The sequence below is a fragment of the Mesorhizobium captivum genome (genome assembly GCF_033977165.1).
Classification (GTDB): domain Bacteria; phylum Pseudomonadota; class Alphaproteobacteria; order Rhizobiales; family Rhizobiaceae; genus Mesorhizobium; species Mesorhizobium captivum.
Map to the genome: position 1 here is coordinate 182,805 of NZ_JAVIJB010000003.1, position 18,190 is coordinate 200,994.

General features: G+C 60.8%; 12 protein-coding genes. 9 read left to right on the top strand and 3 right to left on the bottom strand.

Going from position 1 to position 18,190, the window contains the following annotated elements; translation table 11 throughout:
* Together RFM40_RS04920 and dctP are read right to left on the bottom strand one after the other, a co-directional pair.
* Positions 1 to 1,053, bottom strand: coding sequence for a TRAP transporter small permease subunit (locus RFM40_RS04920; protein WP_320277223.1), 1,053 nt, complete (start codon positions 1,051 to 1,053; stop codon positions 1 to 3).
* Positions 1,054 to 1,162: 109 nt separating this feature from the next.
* Positions 1,163 to 2,281: a TRAP transporter substrate-binding protein DctP gene (gene dctP, locus RFM40_RS04925; RefSeq protein ID WP_320224595.1), complete on the bottom strand. Its 1,119-nt coding sequence runs from the start codon at positions 2,279 to 2,281 to the stop codon at positions 1,163 to 1,165.
* Between the two features lie 1,768 nt (positions 2,282 to 4,049).
* On the opposite strand from dctP, the gene RFM40_RS04935 reads away from it, so the two are divergent.
* From RFM40_RS04935 to RFM40_RS04950, 4 genes are all read left to right on the top strand, one after another.
* Positions 4,050 to 5,135, top strand: coding sequence for an HlyD family secretion protein (locus RFM40_RS04935; RefSeq protein ID WP_320277224.1), 1,086 nt, complete (start codon positions 4,050 to 4,052; stop codon positions 5,133 to 5,135).
* 23 nt (positions 5,136 to 5,158) lie between these two features.
* Entirely contained in the window at positions 5,159 to 6,811 is a 1,653-nt protein-coding gene (locus RFM40_RS04940) for an MFS transporter (RefSeq protein WP_320277225.1), read from the top strand.
* 47 nt (positions 6,812 to 6,858) lie between these two features.
* Complete coding sequence (locus RFM40_RS04945) at positions 6,859 to 7,608, top strand: SDR family NAD(P)-dependent oxidoreductase (RefSeq protein ID WP_320224719.1); 750 nt, start codon at positions 6,859 to 6,861, stop codon at positions 7,606 to 7,608.
* Between the two features lie 396 nt (positions 7,609 to 8,004).
* Complete coding sequence (locus RFM40_RS04950; RefSeq protein WP_320277226.1) at positions 8,005 to 11,652, top strand: PAS domain-containing protein; 3,648 nt, start codon at positions 8,005 to 8,007, stop codon at positions 11,650 to 11,652.
* A gap of 29 nt (positions 11,653 to 11,681) precedes the next feature.
* Here RFM40_RS04950 and RFM40_RS04955 read toward each other — a convergent pair whose 3' ends face one another.
* Positions 11,682 to 11,804 carry a hypothetical protein gene (locus RFM40_RS04955; protein WP_320224591.1) on the bottom strand — a complete coding sequence of 41 codons (123 nt, stop codon included), beginning with the start codon at positions 11,802 to 11,804 and terminating at the stop codon, positions 11,682 to 11,684.
* 160 nt (positions 11,805 to 11,964) lie between these two features.
* Here RFM40_RS04955 and RFM40_RS04960 point away from each other — a divergent pair, with 160 nt between their 5' ends.
* The 5 genes from RFM40_RS04960 to RFM40_RS04980 all read left to right on the top strand — a co-directional run bounded on the left by RFM40_RS04960 (position 11,965) and on the right by RFM40_RS04980 (position 18,065).
* Complete coding sequence (locus tag RFM40_RS04960; RefSeq protein ID WP_320277227.1) at positions 11,965 to 14,856, top strand: PAS domain-containing protein; 2,892 nt, start codon at positions 11,965 to 11,967, stop codon at positions 14,854 to 14,856.
* The gene (locus tag RFM40_RS04965; RefSeq protein WP_320277228.1) at positions 14,853 to 15,494 is read left to right on the top strand and encodes a response regulator transcription factor; all 642 of its coding nucleotides are present in this window, start codon (positions 14,853 to 14,855) and stop codon (positions 15,492 to 15,494) included. Before RFM40_RS04960 ends, RFM40_RS04965 begins: the two co-directional genes overlap by 4 nt.
* Positions 15,495 to 15,496: 2 nt before the next feature.
* Positions 15,497 to 15,886 (top strand): response regulator, encoded by a 390-nt coding sequence (locus tag RFM40_RS04970; RefSeq protein WP_320224588.1) that lies wholly within the window; start codon positions 15,497 to 15,499, stop codon positions 15,884 to 15,886.
* Positions 15,876 to 16,568: a response regulator transcription factor gene (locus RFM40_RS04975; protein WP_320224587.1), complete on the top strand. Its 693-nt coding sequence runs from the start codon at positions 15,876 to 15,878 to the stop codon at positions 16,566 to 16,568. Before RFM40_RS04970 ends, RFM40_RS04975 begins: the two co-directional genes overlap by 11 nt.
* A 513-nt stretch (positions 16,569 to 17,081) precedes the next feature.
* Positions 17,082 to 18,065: an alpha/beta fold hydrolase gene (locus RFM40_RS04980; RefSeq protein ID WP_430691641.1), complete on the top strand. Its 984-nt coding sequence runs from the start codon at positions 17,082 to 17,084 to the stop codon at positions 18,063 to 18,065.
* Positions 18,066 to 18,190 lie beyond the last annotated feature (125 nt).

Consider the following 18,190-nt stretch of genomic DNA (forward strand, 5'->3'; position numbering starts at 1 on the left):
TCAGCCGATCCTTCCGGTTGCAGTAGCTATGTCCCGCATCAGCCGGGACAAGCCCTGAAGCAGCAGCAGCGCTGCCCCGACGGGGATCGCGAGCTTTACCGGCCAGTATTGAATGCCCCATTCGGTGAACGAGCGTTCGCCAACCGCCATGGCATCGCTCGCAAATCGCCATCCTGTGACCAGCATGGTACCGGTGAACAGGAAGAAGAAGGCCGATGTGATGATGTCGCAGATAGCCCGACCGCGTTCGGAGAGGTGGCTGTAGACGATGTCTACCCTGACATGGGTCTCGTCGCGATAGGCATAGGCTCCTGCCAGCATGTACTGCATGCCGAACATGAGAAACATGCTCTCATGCACCCAGTTCGTCGGCGAGTTGAAGACGTAACGGGCCACGACCTCGTAATAATAGGCGATGACCGCGAGGACTGACCAGTAGGCGACCAACTCGCCCGTCACTCTTACCAGCCGATCAACGGGCCGGAAGACAGCGAGCGGGGCTTTGACCGGCGTGGCGGGTACGTCGGTCACCAGCGGATGGGTGTCGGTTGGGGCCGGTTGGACCTCACGTTCGCGAGCGCGGCGAACCAGGCGCGGCATCAGAAAGACGTCGCCCGCGAGAACGAGGCCGAGGAGAATTCCGGCAATTCGGGCAAGGGTGTTCGAGCGGGCGAGTCCAGCAATGGCAGCAGTGTCATTGCCGTGAGCCGTCACCGCATCCGCCTCGGCCTTCGCAAGGCGATTGGCGGCACCGCTCTTGCCGGATGTGACATCCGCCCTGGTTCGCGTCAGGACCCTTTCGGCATGCTCGGCTTGGGAACGAGCCAGAGACAACGCTTCGCGTCCATCCCGCACCTGGGCACTGGTCCAGAGCACAGCGACGAAGAACGGGATGAACAAGAAACCCCAGCGGCTCTTCAGGTAGAAACGGTGCATGCCGAGAAAACCGGCAGTGACCAGGAAGAAATAGGCGAGGAACAGGTTGGCTCGGCCGGCATCGCGTCGAGCCCGCTCGCGATAGACAAAAAAGACCGCGGCAAGCGGAAAAAGCACAAGGCTCGACCAGTAGAGCCAGTGCGGCAGCACAAATGTAAGTGAGGGCATCGGCGACTGCCTCTTGAAGGAGAGGGCGCCCGCCCGGACAGGACGGGCGCGGAGAGCCTCAGAGGTTGATCGACAATCCCTGATACATGTCGGGCGTGACGTAGCCGACGGTCGGGTTCTCCATCACCTCAAGCTGCAGCTTGAAGATGCGCGCCGCGTCCTTGTCCTTGTTGGCCCACTCGAACCAGATCGGCACCGCGATTTCCTGGAACTTTTGGAGATCTTCCGCGCCAAGCCGGTTGATTTCGATGCCCGCGTCGGTGAATTTGTGCCAAGCCTCCATGTCGGCCTTCTGGATGGCGCCGAAATGGGTGTTCGAATAGACCTGGATCTCGTCTTCCACGAACTTCTTGAGATTGTCCGGGAGTTGGTTCCAGACAGTCATGTTGACGGCGAAATCCATCAGGTCGACGGGCTGATACACCGACATCAGCCCAGGCGGCCCCATGGAAATGTATTTGGTCACTTGCTGGAAGCCGAGCGCCCAGTTTACCGCCGGGCCCGTGTAGTCGGCCGCATCGATCGTGCCTTTTTCCAGCGCGGAGAACACCTCGCCGCCCGGCAGCAGCGTGGTCTTGGCGCCGGCTTTCGCGAATGTCTCGGCGATCATCCCGCCCGGTACGCGCAGCTTCAGATCCCTGAAATCCTCGATCGAGCGGATCGGTGTCTTGGAGTGGATGATGTTCGGGCCGTGATGAATGCGGTTGACGTAGTAAAGACCTTGTTTGGCATAAAGGTCGCGCGCAGCCTGCAGGCCACCTTTCGAATAGAAGAAGATGTCCCATTCGTGCGGATAGCGTAGCCCCATCGTGTACGAGGACAGGAACGCTGCAGCGGGAAGCTTGCCGGCCCAGTAAAGTGAAAACGAGTTCATCGCTTCCAGGACGCCGTTCTTCACCCCGTCGAGGAGCTCGAAGTCACCAACGATGTCCTTTGCCTTGAACGGCTGAAATTCGAGTTGGCCGCCGGTCTTTTCCTTGATGGTCCCACACCATTTCTGGAAAGTTTCAAGTCCGACACCCGCCGGCCACGAGGTTTGGATTTTCCAGGTGATTGTGTCAGCGGCCCCGGCCCTTCGAACCCAGGGAACGGTAACAGCCGTCGCCGTTAGCCCAGCGACAAGTCCACTCGTCTTCAGAAATCTTCGTCTTGATTGGGAACGCGATTCTCCGTCCATTGTCTTCCTCCCTGTTCGGCGAGCGGACAAATGATAGGCCCGCCGCCGGTCTCAAAATCGCAAAATCAATGACACAAGAGATGTCCCTTTCTCCTAGGATCAGAGCTGCCTCCTTTTTCGCAATCGTTTCTGGCCGAATTGCCAACGCCACAAACAAGAGCGAAAGGAACGGGCGCAGCCGCAAATAACATAGCGCGGCGCATTCATTTTCAACCACTGCGCGCCCGACCCATAGTATGCTCGTGCGGTTTCAATAAATCCATCCTTTTGAGTGGGTTATCGTCTGGTCAACGCAGCGTTCCTCCTGCTGATCCAGCGCTCGGCGTGACTTCCGCCATTGCTGCTCAGGCCGGAATGTTGGCCAGGTGACCGCACTCCATGGTCCCGGTCCGCATTGAAGCAGCTGCGTTGTGATCGCCGTATTGGCCGTATGGATGCACAAGATGCACCTTCTGCGGCCGGTGACGAGCCTCTCGCGAATGCGCCGACACGCTGGAGCTAGCCGGGTTTCCGCATATCACCAATAGCTGACGACATGATGAACCTGTGGCAGAGAAGGCGCCCGATGCCGATCTTTCCGCAAGATGACCGGTTTTGGGCCTTACACCTTCGCATCACCTTGGAGATACTTCGGTTCAATAGTTTTCGGCCGCCATGCCGTCGTATTTTCGGTGGCCGTCAACGGCACCCACATGGAAAAGACAATGCGAAATTCTCGCGGGACCATGATGCTCGGCGCGTCTCTTACTCTCGCCGGAATCTTGTCAACGCACGCCGTCGGACGACACTGAAGTTCGGGCCGTGGAGGAAGCCATAGCGGAATTGTTGAGCTGGGACGGTTTCATTACGGACTTCTCCAGCAGCGGACCCACTTAAAATGAATATCCGAGGGGCCGCACGAGACGTACGACAAGACTCAAACTCGAAAAGTCACGAGGAGCTCAATATGAAAATTGTGGTCATTGGTGGCACCCGTCATATCAGGTCGAGGACGGTCAAGAAGCTGCGACGAGAGGGTCACGAAGTTGAGGCTGTGTCCACGAAGATCGGCGTTGATATCGCTAACACAGATTATTTCGACGCTGGGTACTCGGGCCAAGCTCTCAGACTTTGTCTCCTGAATATCGTGGCAGTCATGCGTGAAATGTGGCGCCACCGACGTGCCGGGCGTGGCAGACTTGGCGATTTCAGGGTGAGGCGTTCTTACTCGGATTAAGCTCGGCGCGGCAGATGGCCTTCAGGTTCGCAGATGCGGGACTTCTGTTTCGAAGGATTGCGCCCCGCGGTTGATTGAGAACATGGGGTGCCATCTGTCTTGGCATACAACGATTCCACGTGCACCCGGTGGCCGAGTTTTCCGGATATTTCGGTGATGACCGAAGCGCGGCTCGTCCTTAAAGACGTCCGCCTCATTCAGGTGCATCAGGTTTCGATCGAATCTGTTGGCCGGGGCTGAACCAAACGGTTTTCTTTAAGATTTGGGCGGTGACCATATCGAAGTCCCTATGGGCATTTTCCCTCTGACTAACCAACCTATGCCAAGGTTTGGCACGACCTACCGATCAGTGCGCGCTGGGATACCAGTCCGCGTGATGGCGGCGAGATCCAAACAACCGTCATCATTCGGCAGTTCTGCTTCTGGCGGATCCCAGTTCGACGGAGACACCATGGTGACGCCGCATCAACCTCCGAACGCTCACAGCCCCGGCGGTCATATCGCGGGAATTCTCGTCAATAGCGAGCGCGTCGACTTAAAGTCGAGGCAACCATGAGCCGAGCTCGCAAGATCGCGATTGGCATCGTTGCCCTTGTGGTTATGGGGTTGGCGGCTACATGGGGCTGGCAATGGTTCGTGAGGGGGCGTTTCGAGGAAACGACGGACAACGCCTATCTCCGCGGGGACATTACCAGCATCGCTCCCAAGCTCGCGGGCTATGTCGTCGAGGTCGGCGTAGACGACAACGCCGGCGTTTCGAAAGGCGCTGTCCTGTTTCGCATCGACGACAGCGACTACAAGGCCAAGGTGGAGCAGGCGAAAGCCAACGTCGCCGCCCGGCAGGCGGAAATCGCCAACATCGAGGCAACCCGGAAACTGCAGGACGCTTTGATCGCGCAGGCCGAGGCGCAGAAGCAGTCCGCCGCAGCCGACTTGCAATTCGCGCGCGCCAACCTGGACCGCTACGTCGCGCTGCAGAAGAACGGGACCGCAAGCGACCAGAAGCTGCAGGATACGCAGAACGCCCATGACAAGGCGCGGGCATCCCTGGACGGGGCAGAGGCCAATCTGTTGGCTCAAAGACTGAAGCTCGACGTCCTGGATGCACAGTTGTCCGGCGCACAAGCAGCGCTGTCACAGGCGCAGGCTGCGCTCGACCTTGCTGTGCTCGACCTGGCCAATACGGTGGTGAAGGCCCCGGTCGACGGGATCGTCGGCAATCGCCAGGTCCGTGTCGGGCGCTATATGACTCCGGGGACGGCAGCGTTGGACATTGTTCCCGTCAACGGCGTCTGGATCGTCGCCAACTTCAAGGAAACGCAACTGAGGCAGGTGACGGTCGGCCAACGGGTCCGCGTCACGGTCGATCAATATCCAGACCTCAAAATCGACGGTATTGTCGACAGCTTCGCCCCCGGCAGCGGCGCGGCGTTCAGCCTGCTGCCGCCGGACAATGCCACCGGAAACTTCATCCGCGTTGTCCAGCGCGTGCCGGTCAAGATCAGGATGACGCGCAATCCGTTGCCCGGCCGCCTGGTTCCAGGGCTTTCGGCCCGCGTTGCCATTGCCGTCGGCGCCGAGGTCGTGGCGCTGGAAGCGCAGACTGGCGGAACCGCGAATGGACGCTCGGTACGGTGACATACCTCGCTGAAAAGGGGGCCGTGCAGCACCATCTCGACGCGCCGCTGCGCGCTTGGCTGATGGCTACCGGCGTCGTAATGGCTGCCCTCATGGACGCGGTCGCAAGCACTGCCCTGTCCATCGGCCGGATCGACATGCTCGGCGATACCTATGCAACGCCGGACGAACTGGCGATGGTCGACATTGTCTTCATCGCGGCGAAGCTGACTGCCTTCCTTGTCGCTCCGCTTTTTGTCAGGGCAGCCAGGCCGACCGCCTGCCTGCGCGCAGGGGCTGTCACCCTTCTGCTGGCATCCGCGGCAATGACTTTCTCGGTGGACCTCACCTGGATTTGCATCTGCCGCGTTATCCAGGGGCTGGCCGGCGGCACAATCCTCGTCGCCGGTCAGACGCTGTTGTTCTTCCGCTTCCCGCATCGCCACCAGCCTGTCGTTCAAGCCGTTTTTGCGCTAGGCGCTGTCATGGCTCCGGCTGCCATCACGCCGGCCCTGCAGGGCTGGCTGGTCGACCATCTCTCTTGGGACTGGATATTTCTGAGCAACATTCCGCTCGGCATCACCTCCCTTGCCCTTGTGGCGGCGGACGGCGATCGGACCTACTGGCGGGGAATCAGGCTTCCTGTCCTCGAGATGACGTTGCTCGGCATCGGTGCCGCGCTTTTGACCTACGTCCTGCTGCAGGGCAGCAGGTTCAACTGGCTCGACGACCCGGACATCACCGTCCTTGCAACGATCGGAATGGCGGCAGCCGGTCTTCTGGTTATCTGGGAAAGCTGGTTCCGTTCAGAAAGCTCACTGCTGGCGATCTCGCCACTTGGCAACCCGGACTTCTGTTTTGGCCTTCTCGTCAGCCTCGTCGCGGGCTTTGCCCTTTCGGGCAGCGCCTATCTCATTCCGGCCTTCGCCCTCAATGTCCTCGATTTTACCGCGACGGGCGCAGGAGTGCTTCTGCTGCCCAGCGGAGTCGTGCTGGCGCTGGCGCTTCTGCTGTCCGGCTTCGTCCTCGAAAAGACCGGGATTCGCCCGATCACGCTCGTTCCGTTTGGCATTCTGCTCTTCGCCGGAGCGATGTGGCTCCTGTCCGGTTCGACGAGCGGCAGCGGATCACCGGACCTGACGCTTCCTCTGCTTCTGCGCGGGGGCGGCCTGGGTCTTCTGTTCGTTGCCTTGACGCTGGTCACGCTGCAGGGACTTGCCGCCGACGCGCTGCCGTTCGGCATCGGGCTTTTCAACTTCGGCAAGCAGACGGGCGGTCTGGTCGGCACGGCTCTCCTGCAAACCTACATTGATCATCAGAATGTCCATAACCGGACGATGCTGTCTGGCCATCTCGTCGGTGGCGATCCGGCCGTGGATCAGCGCTTGCGGGCCACTGCGAACGTTCTCGCTTCGAACGGCATCGACAGCGCCGCGGCGACGAAGGCCGCGCTCTCGGTGCTGCAGCGCGCCCTCGATAAGCAGGTCGCCACGATCTCATACGACGAAGCTTTCTTCGCCCTTGTCCTGCTGTTCGCGATCGCAGCGCCCTGCCTCATTCTCGCAAAGCAGTTGCTCGGCCGCCGAGCCGCTCCGGGCAACCAAACCGCTCGCGGGGGACGTAGCCATGACCGCCGGACTTCGCCAGGTAAATCCACCACGTCCGCCGTCTCCATAGTGAAGGCTGCCGGCAAGTGACGGCCTCAGCCGACATCCCCTTTCCGAAACAGGAGCATGAAAACAACATGGGTACTCTCACGGGCAAGATCGCCTTGGTCACCGGCGGAAACAGCGGAATCGGACTGTCCGCCGCGAAGACATTCGCCACTGAAGGCGCACAGGTCGTCATCACCGGCCGTCGTCAGCAGGCGATCGATCGGGCAGTGGAGCAGATCGGGTCAGGGGCTCTGGGTATACAGGGAGACATCGCCGATCTCGCCCATCATGATCTCGTCGTAAAGGAAGTCCTTCGCAGGTTCGGGGGGCTCGACATCTACATGGCGAACGCTGGGATCAACACCATCACGCATTCGGCCGAAGTTTCCGAAGCGGAGTATGATGCACAATTCGCCGTCAACACGCGCGGTACGTTCTTCGGCGTCCAGAAGCTCGCCCCGATCATCCGGGATGGCGGCACGATCATTCTCACGGGGTCGATTGCCAGTGAAAAGGTACTCGACGGGCATGCCGTCTATGCCGGTTCCAAGGCGGCCCTTACTGCCTTCGCGCGAAGCTGGGCAATTGAGCTGAAATCTCGCCGCGTCCGCGTCAACGTGCTTAGCCCTGGGCCTGTAGATACGGAAATCCTCGCCAAGCTGGGGATACCCGGTGAGCAGCGTGGCGTCTTCGAAAAAGCAATGGCGGACGCGATACCCCTCGGCCGAATGGGCCTTCCGGAGGAGCTGGCACAGGCTGCGCTGTTTCTGGCGTCGGACGCGAGCAGCTTCATTACGGGCGTCAACCTGCGCGTCGATGGGGGAATGACGCTCCTGTAGCGTTAGCTTCCTCCACTGGAGTATGTCGAACGTCTGCAAAATCCATCCGTAGTCCTGCCTCAGGCGAGTCCTACCTGTCTGGCAATCATTTTTCGGCGGTAAGTCGCGCCGCCTCGTTGATGCGCACATCGCTCCATGCGCTCCTACGAGGCGATCGTCTCGCGCGCAGGAGCGTCCCGGCCTTGTTCCAGCTTTCCGCGAAGGGGCGCGGCGGCCACTTCTGCGCGGCATGCATGGAATTCCATGACGTGGGCTGAGCATGGCGGAGTTAGATTGAAGGACTTGAGTTCGCCAGCACAGACCTTAAGCCGGATTTTTGCCGGCCCAGATGCACAGGAATACTGCTATATCAGGCGCCGACGGTCCCAAGGTTTTTTCGTCCGTCAGGAGCAGCCCATGATGCGCGTCTGGTCGTACCGCCCCCGATTCTTGCACCTGGGGTTTTTTATTGCGGCCTATGTCTTGGGCTGCGGATTCGCTCAGTCGCTCGCAATCGTACCTGGAACAGGTATTTCCATTTGGCCTCCGAGCGGGCTTTTCATCGCTACGCTTGTCCTCGCCTCCAGGCAGAGCTGGCCGTGGTGGGTGCTGGGGGGCTGTCTGGCTGAAATGTTCAGCAATTTCTTGTGGTTCCACAGTCCGTTGCCTGCGGCCTTCCTGATCTATATCGGCAACGCTCTTGAAGCGGTGGCCGGCGCATGGCTCGTGAACCGGACCTTGAAGCGGCCGGTTCGGCTGGAAACCTTGCAGGAAGTTCTCGCATTCGTCGTGCTGGGCGCTGGAATTGCGCCAGTCATAAGCGCGACGGTCGGGAGTGCGACACTTGCGTGGTTTGGCATGCAATCGCAAACCTTCGCGGCGGCTTGGCCTCTATGGTGGATCGGAGACGCCACCGGGGTCTTGATCGTAGCGCCATTGGCACTGGCCGTGTTCCAGAACTGGCGCGGTAAGGCCCAGCTCTCGGCCGCACTGTGGGTGGAGGCCTGCGTCCTGGGGCTGATCTTTCTTGGTGTCGCCGCCCTTTCCTTGAGCGGTTACCTGCCGTTCGCCTACATCATCATGCCGCCTCTTCTTTGGGCCGCGGTGCGCTTTGAGTTCAAAGGCGCCGCCGTTGCCTTGACCCTCCTCGCTCTGGTTACGGCGGTGTTCACAATATCCGGCGCCAGCCAATTTGCCGGCGATCCCGAGTCCCAGAGGCATAACCAGGTGATGCTGCAGCTTTTTCTGGCCATCTCGGCATTTTCGGCGCTCATCGTGGCCGCCATATCCCGGCAGCATCAGCTAGCGTTGCTCACATTGCGCCAAAGCGTAGAGGCATTGCGCGACCGGGAAGGGGAGCTCTCGCACCTTGTCGACACGGTTCCGAGCCACGTTTGGCGTCTCACGCCGGACGGCGAGCCGACCTTCTTCAACAAGCGCATGGTGGATTATCTCGGTTTCGATGTGGGGGATACGGGCAGGCCGGGCACGAGCCGGCTGGAGGCGGTCATAGACACCGTCCATCCGGACGATGCAGCAGGGTTCGGCGGCGCGCTCCATCGCTGTCTCGCTACCGGCGAGAGTTTCGCGATGCGATACCGCCTGCGACGCGCCGACGGCGTCTATCGCTGGATGTCGAGCCGCGCGGAGCCGATGCGGGATGAGGGCGGACGCATCGTCCAGTGGTACGGCCTCTGCCACGACATAGACGATCAGATGCACGCCGAAGAGGCGCTGCGGCGCAGCGAGCGGCAACTTCAGGAAATGATCGACGCCGTGCCGGTCCGCGTCTGGAGCGCAACCCCTGCGGGCGGGCCGGTCTACTTCAACAAGCGATACCAGGACCATTTCCGTTCCGTCATCCCGAATTTCGAATCTCTCGAGGAGCCGCGCATCGAAACACTGCTGCAAGAGCTGATTCATGCCGAAGATGCACCCGAGGTGCAGCGAACCTTACGGAATTCTTTCGAAACCGGCGGCGGCTCGGCGATGCGGTTTCGTTGGCTTGAGAAAGATGGCGCTTATCGCTGGGCAGAGTGCAGGGTGGAGCCCCGGCGGGATCCGGACGGAGCGATTGCGCAATGGTACGGAGTTTCTCTCGACATCGACGACGAGATGCGCGCACAGGAAGCGCTACGTTACCGGGAGCGGGAGTTCTCGCAGTTCGTGGACATGGTTCCGATTCTCCTCTGGCGGCTGACTCCGGACGGCGAGCCGACCTTCTTCAACAAGCGCTTGATAGAGTTTTTCGGCCTGGACATAGCGGATTACGAAAAGCCGGGCATGAGTCGACTGGCGGCCGCCATAGCGGCCCTTGTCCACCCCGATGATGCGGCAAGCTTAGGGGCAGCGCTCAACCGCAGCTTGGTCACTGGCGATCGCTTTTCCATGAGGTATCGCCTGCGTCGTGGGGACGGCGTGTATCGCTGGATGGATGGCCGCGCGGAACCGATGCGCGCTGAGGACGGACGCATTCTCCAGTGGTACGGCCTCGCTCATGACATAGATGATCAGATGCAGGCCGAGGAGGCGTTACGCGCCCGGGAGCGGGAGCAGTCGCTGCTCGTCGACATGGTTCCGAGCCACGTTTGGCGTCTCGCGCCCGACGGCGAGCCGACCTTCTACAACAAGCGTCTGATAGACTTTCTCGGGCTGGATGTCGTGGACGTGGGCAAGCCGGGCATGACCCGCCTGGCGGCCTTCATAACAGGCCTCGTCCATCCCGATGATAGAGCCAACGTGACGGAAACGCTTAGCCGCTCCATCGCGACCGGCGAGGATTTCTCCGCGAGATATCGCCTGCTTCGTGCGGATGGCGTGTATCGCTGGCTTCAGTCCCGCGCCGAGCCGTTGCGTGATGACTCCGGCGTCATCCTCCAGTGGTACGGCGCGAATGTCGACATCGACGATGAGGTGCGCACGCAGGAGGCGTTGCGCGACCGGGAGCAGGAGCTTTCGCAGCTCGTGGACATGGTTCCGAGCCTTCTTTGGCGACTGGCTCCGGACGGCGAGCCGGTTTTTTTCAGCAAGCGCTTGACAGATTTTTACGGCATGGGCGTAGCGGACTACGAGATTCCGGGCATGAGCCGACTGGCGGCTGCTATGGCGACCCTTGTCCATCCCGATGATAAGGCCGGCGTAGGGGAAGTGCTTAACCACAGCCTGGTCACCGGTGAGCGCTTCTCTATGAGATATCGCCTGCGTCGTGCGGACGGCGTGTATCGCTGGTTTTCGGGCCTTGCGGACCCGATGCGGGATCGGGACGGGCGCATCGTCCAGTGGTACGGCCTCGCTCATGACATAGACGATCAGGTGCAGGCCGAGGACGCGCTGCGGCGCGCTTCCGACAAGCTCGCCCAGGCAACTCAGGCTGCAAGTCTGGCGGAACTCTCAGCTTCGATCGCGCATGAGGTGAACCAGCCTCTGGCGGCGATCGTCGCTAATTCCCACACATGCCACCGTTGGCTGTCCGCCCAGCCTCCGAACATCGAGCGCGCGAAGACCACGGCCGAACGCATCATCCGCGACGCCAACTCGGCAGCGGATGTCGTCAGCCGCATCCGAGCCCTCTTCCAGCGTGCGCCGCACGCGAGATCGTCTGAAGACGTAAACCGCCTGATCAATGAAGTCTGCCGACTAATGGCGAACGAGATCGCGGCGAAGGACATACGCTTCAACACGGATCTCGAGCCGGACCTGCCGCAGGTCGCGCTCGATCATGTCCAGGTGCAGCAAGTGTTCGTGAACCTGATCCGGAATGGGATCGAGGCGATGGATGCCGTGGTCGACGGTGCGCGTGCGCTCCACATACGCTCATGCCGTGACGGCCGCGACGCGATCCGCATCGAGGTACGCGACGCCGGAACCGGTTTCATGGACGCCGAGCGTGCCTTCGAGCCCTTCTTCACGACGAAAGAGCACGGGATGGGCATGGGGCTCGCCATCTGCCGTTCGATCGTCGAGTCGCATGGGGGCCGCCTCTGGACGACTAACAACGAGAGGCACGGGGCGACAGTCGCCTTTACGCTTCCGTTGGCGGCGAGCGAGACGGCGTCGACCACTTGATACTTGCCCCGGGCGACCCAAGCCGAGGTTCAGGCGGCCACGCGCGGGAAATGCCTGTCGGCAAAGTCGGCGCAGCGAACAACCGTGTCGCCGAACGCGCTCGGTGGCGCCTCTGGCCCCGGCGCCGACAGATGGCCGATCCCCGTGCTCACTCTCCCATCCGATACATGGATTTCCATAAGATGCGGCGCTGGCGTGATGGCACTAGGGTGTGGGGTGCGACTTCGCCAGTTAGGTTCAGATATTGAGAACAAGTGCTACACGAAGCCCTGATGATCCCCAGACCTTTTTTGTCTGGAGGAGCCGTCGATCATGACAGCAGTGCTTCCCCAACAACGCCTGGCCCTTGTGATCGGAGTATCCGTCGTCGGGATCGCTGCTTCCTGGCTGACCGCGACGCCGTTTGGCCTGCTGTCCCCGATTGCTGCCCTCAACCTATATGCGCGTGGTCGCACGGTTCAACTCCTCTATGCAATATTCGGGATCGCGCTTGCCGGCTCGGCATTGGCAGCCTGGTCCGACGTTGGCGGCATGCGCGATCTCGCATTGTTATGGGCGGCCTTCTTTGCCGTGGCGCTTTGTATTGCGGCAGTCATTGCCAAAAGTCTCTCGGCGTCACGCAGTGCCGATGAAGTGTGGGCGGCGCAGGTCATCGAGAGCGTAGTCGGCAACGCATGGGCGACCGATGCTGCTGGCAGGTTCACCTATGTGACACCGTCGACGTTGTCGGTTCTCGGCATGACGCTGGAGGAATTCAATTCGCCTTCGGAAGGGGGTCCTTCCGGTTGGAGGCGGATAATCCATCCAGACGACTATGAGGGCGCTGTCGCCACATGGCGTCGCTGCCTGCAAACAGGTGAGCTCTACAATGTCGAACATCGCATGTTACGCGCGAGTGGTGCTTACGGTTGGAGTAGAAGCTCGGGACAGCCATTGCGTGACAGCCAAGGTCATGTCCTTGCATGGTACGGCACAATTATTGACGGCGATGTTCCGCTCGTCGTCAGTGAGCGATTCGCGGACGTCGCCAGTGCGGCGCTCGAGGAAAAAGCCGCGCCCGACGCACCGCATTCGCTGAGCCTTGTTCATCCGAATGACCGGACTGCGACGGCTCATGCGGCCGCCCGCGCCTTCTGGACGGGCGTCCCCCAAGTCACGAGACATCGGCAACTCCAGGCCGACGGCAACTATCGTTGGACCGAGACCCGATCAGAGCCGGGGTACAGTGTAAGTGTCGACATCGACGATCTGGTGACAGACAGGGAGCCGCTAACTACGACAGGATTAGACCCGCTGGGTGAACACGAAGCCGAACCAATCCGGTCGGCGAAGGTCATCGAGAGCATATTCGGCAACGGATGGGCATTCGATGCGGCCGGTAGATGGATCTACCTGCATCCGTTTGCCCAGAATTCCCTCGGGGTGACGCCGGAGGATTTGAACGCTTCCTTGAAGGAGGGTCATACCGCCTGGAAACGGCTGCTTCATCCGGACGACTATGACCAGATCGCAGCCGCATGGCGTCACTGCCTGGCGACCGGCGATCATTTCAATGTCGAGTTTCGCTTTCGGCGCGCGACCGGCATCTATGTCTGGGCTCGAACCGCCGCACGACCAACGCGCGACAGCCAAGGTCATATCACAGGATGGTTCGGCATCGCGCTTGACATCGACGTTTATAAGAAAACCGTGGCGGCGCTGCGCGGTCGGGAGCGGCAGCTTCAGCAGTTGATTGATACCGTCCCCGCCCTGATCTGGACCACGACACCCCAAGGAACGCCGACTTATGTCAACAAACGCTTCATCGACGTAACCGGCGCCACCCTTAAGGACATCACCGACGCGGACGGCTCGCCGTCCCTGAGCGTTATCCATCCGGAGGACGTCGGGGCGGCAAGACGGGCAATTGGCCATTCATTCGCGACGGGCGATCCCTACGTTCAAAGGTATCGCCAGTTGCGGGCGGACGGGAGCTATCGCTGGACCGAGACACGCGCGGAGCCGTTGCGCGGCGAGGACGGCGCCATTCTCCAGTGGTATGGTGTGTGCGTAGACATCCACGATCTCGTGGCCACGCAAGACGCGCTGCGCGAGAGAGAACGTTTTGTCTGGCAGCTGGTTGAAACGCTGCCGGCATTGATCGATTGCGCCGCTCCGGATGGCGAGCCGATATATCGCAGCCAGCAGCTCCGCGAATTCCTCGGATACGAGCTTGAAGAATTGGACGGTGCGGGAAAGTCCCGGCTGAACGGTACGCTCGACGCCGGCGTTCATCCTGACGACGTCGCGGGTGTCAAAGAGCAGTACGCCCATTCGTTGTCCACCGGCGAGCCCTATGCGCGGAAGCACCGTCTGCGGCGCTTCGATGGCGAGTATCGCTGGGTCGAGACGCGGGCCGCGGCTATGCGCAACGCCGAAGGCGCCATTGTGCAGTGGAATGTCATCTGCCTGGACATCGATGGTGAGGTTCGGATGCAGGAAGAACTGCGTCTGGCGCGAGAAAGACTTGCACGTGCGAGCCAGGCGGCGAGCCTTGCCGAGCTTTCGGCCTCTATCGCGCACGAGGTGAACCAGCCGCTGGCCGCCGTGGTGGCGAACTCGCACGCCTGCCACCGTTGGCTGTCCGCGGAACCTCCGAATCTCGAGCGTGCCAAGATCACGGCCGAGCGCATCATCCGCGACGCCAACGCCGCCGCCGACGTCGTGAGCCGCATCCGCGCACTGTTCAAGCAATCCATGGACACCAGGATTTCTACGACGCTCGGCAGCGTCATGGCGGAGGCGCGTAACCTTATGGCCGAGGAAGCCACGCGGCGTCGCGTTCGTGTGGACATTGATGTCGATAGCAATCTTCCGCTTGTCGCGCTCGATCGTGTCCAGGTCCAGCAGGTTCTGGTCAACCTCATCCGCAACGGCATGGAGGCGATGGACTCTGCAGCGGGCGACAGGGTTCTCAGGATACGAGTGCGCCGAATGGGGGATGTGGTCCAGACGGAGATCAGCGACCACGGCTCGGGCGTCGAGTTTCCGGACAAGATATTCGAGCCGTTCTTCACGACGAAAGAGCAGGGCATGGGGATGGGGTTGGCGATCTGCCGTTCGATCATCGAGTCTCACGGCGGGCGATTATGGATGGAGAAGAACGAGCCGCATGGAGCGACGTTCATCTTCACATTGCCCGTCGAAGCGAAAGCTGCGCCATGACGATGGATGATCATATTGTGTTCATTGTGGATGACGATGAACGCATTCGGGAAGCTCTCACCGAACTTCTGGCGTCGCACGGCATGCGCGCCATCGCATTTGGATCGGCCGGCGACTATGTCAGCGCTGACAAGCCGGACGCCCCGGCATGCCTCATCCTCGATGTAGAGTTGCCGGATATTAACGGCCTTGATCTGCAGAGGCAGATCGCGGAGGGCGATCATCCGCCGATCGTTTTCATAACAGGACATGGCGACATCCCATCCTCGGTGCGTGCGATCAAGCACGGCGCCGTGGATTTCCTGACCAAGCCCTTTAGTGATGCGGACCTTATGGCCGCAATCCAAGCGGCGATCACGCAGGATCTGGAAAAGCGATCAGGGCGCGCCGAACTTGGTGTCTTGCGGCAACGCTATCTTGACCTGACGCCGCGCGAACGTGAGGTGCTGCCGCTGGTGGTGAGCGGTCTTCTCAACAAGCAGGCAGCTGCCGAACTGGGGATCAGCGAGGTCACGCTACAAATCCATAGAAGAAATGTGATGCAGAAAATGGCGGCGGCATCGCTCGCCGATCTCGTGCGTATCGCGGAGAGACTGGAGATACCGGTCACTCACTCGCGCCGAGCGGGAGGGAGCTGAACGTGACCAAGCGAAGACCTGTCGTGGCGGTTGTAGATGACGATCCAAGGCTGCTTGAGTCGCTCGAGGACCTTCTGGAGTCCGCGGGCTATGTGGCCCGCAGCTTCCCGTCGGCGGGATCGCTGCTCATCGACGGGCTGTCGGGCGTGGACGTGCTCATCACCGACATCGGGATGCCCGGCACGGACGGCTTTGAACTTCGTGACCTGGTGAAGAAGGTGTGTCCGGAACTGCCGGTGTTCCTGATCACCGGCCGCCACGAGATAGCCGATCAATACCGCGCCAAGGGCATCAGCGGGTTTTTCCGCAAGCCTTTTGATGGCCAGGCCCTGCTTGCTGCCGTCGGCGACGCTTTACGCAACCAAGAAACCGAGGATAGACATGAGAGTTGACCAGCCGCTCTTACGGAAATCGGCGCCGTTATCGCAGCAGCAGAGGCGTGAAACGGAGCAGCCGCTTGTCATCATTGTCGATGACGATGCGTCTGTTCGAGAGGCGCTGTCCGAATTGATCCTGTCGGCGGGTTTCCTGCCGGTCTGCTTTACCTCGACCCGCGAATTGCTTGATGCCGACATATTGGACAGCCCCGGCTGCCTGATCCTCGACGTGCGCATGCCGGGGACAAGCGGTCTCGACCTGCAGCATCATCTGGCGAAAAACGGAAACCCCAAGCCCATCATCTTCCTGACCGGGCATGGCGACATTCCGATGACCGTCCAGGCGATGAAGGCGGGCGCCGTGGACTTTCTCACCAAGCCGGTGCGGGACCAAACGCTGCTTGACGCCGTGATCGCGGGCATTGCGATGGATGCCGAGCGGCGGGCGCTAGCCGTGGTCGTCAAGCGCAACATCGAGCGCGTCGAGACGCTGACGCCACGTGAGCGCGAGGTTCTGCGTGAAGTGGCGCGCGGACGCCTCAACAAGCAGATCGCCTTCGACCTCGGCATCAGTGAAGTGACGGTCAAGCTGCACCGCGGCAACGTCATGCGTAAGATGGAGGCTGCTTCCATCGGCGAGCTGATCCGGGCATGGGAAACGCTGCCCGCGCCGATGCGCGAGGCCGGCGCGGCCTAGGGTCTTCAGCTTGACTAAATCGTTCTGCAAGAGCGGATTCAGGTAGAGGTCCGCTAATGTTCCGACGTTGAAATTCGCATGAGTTCCATATCGAGAGCAGTGCGAATTTCAGAATCCGCAGGACGCGTCGATTTCTATTCTCTTTTTTTGATTCCGCCCAAATCGAGCAAGCTTCGAAATCACGATACTGGTATGCACCAGCAGCCGGCGCCTCCATGCCGCGTTCGGTCCTGTCCCAATCCGAGCCGACTTGACGTATGTCTGTAGGAACTGGGCCTGCCTCAGCAAGATCCTCATGCCTTGGCGTGCCCATCCTGCACCTTGGCATCGTATCACAGACCCTTCCGTAGAATAGGTTCGCGGCCCGGATCGGCGCATCCTCTCCACAACCATCACGACCGTCGAGCTTCGACCGCTCTTCGCCCGCCCCTCCCCGAACGCGATCGTGCAGGTCGATTCGATGGTCGTGATGGTGTGCCGGATGTTCAAAGCCACACATCATGGATGGATTCGATGAATAAGGATGGACTTTTCTCCGTTGGCGGATCCCGCCGCGATGTCTTGCTGGCCGGCTTGATTGCCACGGTCGCGGCTGGATTGCCTGCCCCTGCTTTGGCCCGAACTGCCCGAAAGCAAAATCTTTCCACCTCTCAACCAAGCAAAGGAACCAAGACGATGAGCACCATCACGACCAAGGACGGCACCGAAATCTACTACAAGGACTGGGGCAAGGGCCCGGTTGTAACGTTCTCGCACGGCTGGCCGCTGAACTCCGACGCCTGGGACGGCCAGATGCTCTTCCTGGCGCAGAACGGTTTCCGTGTGATTGCGCACGACCGCCGCGGCCATGGCCGGTCCAGCCAAGCCTCGTCTGGCAATGACATGAATGGCTATGCCGACGATCTGGCAGCGGTGATCGAGGCGCTGGATATTCGGGACGCCACGCTGGTTGGACACTCCACTGGGGGAGGCGAGGTCGCTCGCTATATTGGACGGCACGGGACCAAGCGGGTCGCCAAGGCCGTTCTTATCGCCGCTGTTCCGCCGATCATGGTGAAGACGCCGGCGAACCCAGAAGGTTTGCCGATCGAGGCGTTCGACGGCATACGGGCTGGCCTCGTCAAGGACCGCTCGCAGTACTACCGGGACCTGGCACCGCTGTTTTATGGCGCAAACAGGCCGGGTGCCAAGGTTTCGCAGGGGACGCTCGATCAGTTCTGGCTGTGGAGCATGCAGGCCGGTCTCCTGAACGCCTATGAAAGCGTCAAGGCATTCTCCGAGACCGACTTCACCGAGGATCTCAAGAAGTTCGACGTGCCGACCCTGGTCCTGCACGGCGAGGACGACCAGATCGTTCCCGTCAAGGACTCTGCAGTCAAGTCGGCGCGGCTGATCAAAGGTGCCAAGGACATCTACTACCCCGGGGCGCCGCACGGCATCACAGCCACCCATCAGGACCAAGTCAACGCTGACCTGCTCGCTTTCATCAAGGGATAGCGTTCTTTCAATCACGAACTCGGGTCGTCGGTGACTCCCTGGAGGCGACAATGACCATTTTTGGCAACGTTTCGCGCACATTGAATCGCATGTCGGGCGGCCCGCGAGGCCAAACGTTGTGCGCG

Coding starts and splice junctions, on each gene's coding strand:
- RFM40_RS04960 (WP_320277227.1), top strand. CDS start 11,965: ATGACAGCAGTGCTTCCCCAACAACGCCTGGCCCTTGTGATCGGAGTA.
- RFM40_RS04935 (WP_320277224.1), top strand. CDS start 4,050: ATGAGCCGAGCTCGCAAGATCGCGATTGGCATCGTTGCCCTTGTGGTT.
- RFM40_RS04965 (WP_320277228.1), top strand. CDS start 14,853: ATGACGATGGATGATCATATTGTGTTCATTGTGGATGACGATGAACGC.
- dctP (WP_320224595.1), bottom strand. CDS start 2,281: ATGGACGGAGAATCGCGTTCCCAATCAAGACGAAGATTTCTGAAGACG.
- RFM40_RS04975 (WP_320224587.1), top strand. CDS start 15,876: ATGAGAGTTGACCAGCCGCTCTTACGGAAATCGGCGCCGTTATCGCAG.
- RFM40_RS04945 (WP_320224719.1), top strand. CDS start 6,859: ATGGGTACTCTCACGGGCAAGATCGCCTTGGTCACCGGCGGAAACAGC.
- RFM40_RS04980 (WP_430691641.1), top strand. CDS start 17,082: ATGAATAAGGATGGACTTTTCTCCGTTGGCGGATCCCGCCGCGATGTC.
- RFM40_RS04950 (WP_320277226.1), top strand. CDS start 8,005: ATGATGCGCGTCTGGTCGTACCGCCCCCGATTCTTGCACCTGGGGTTT.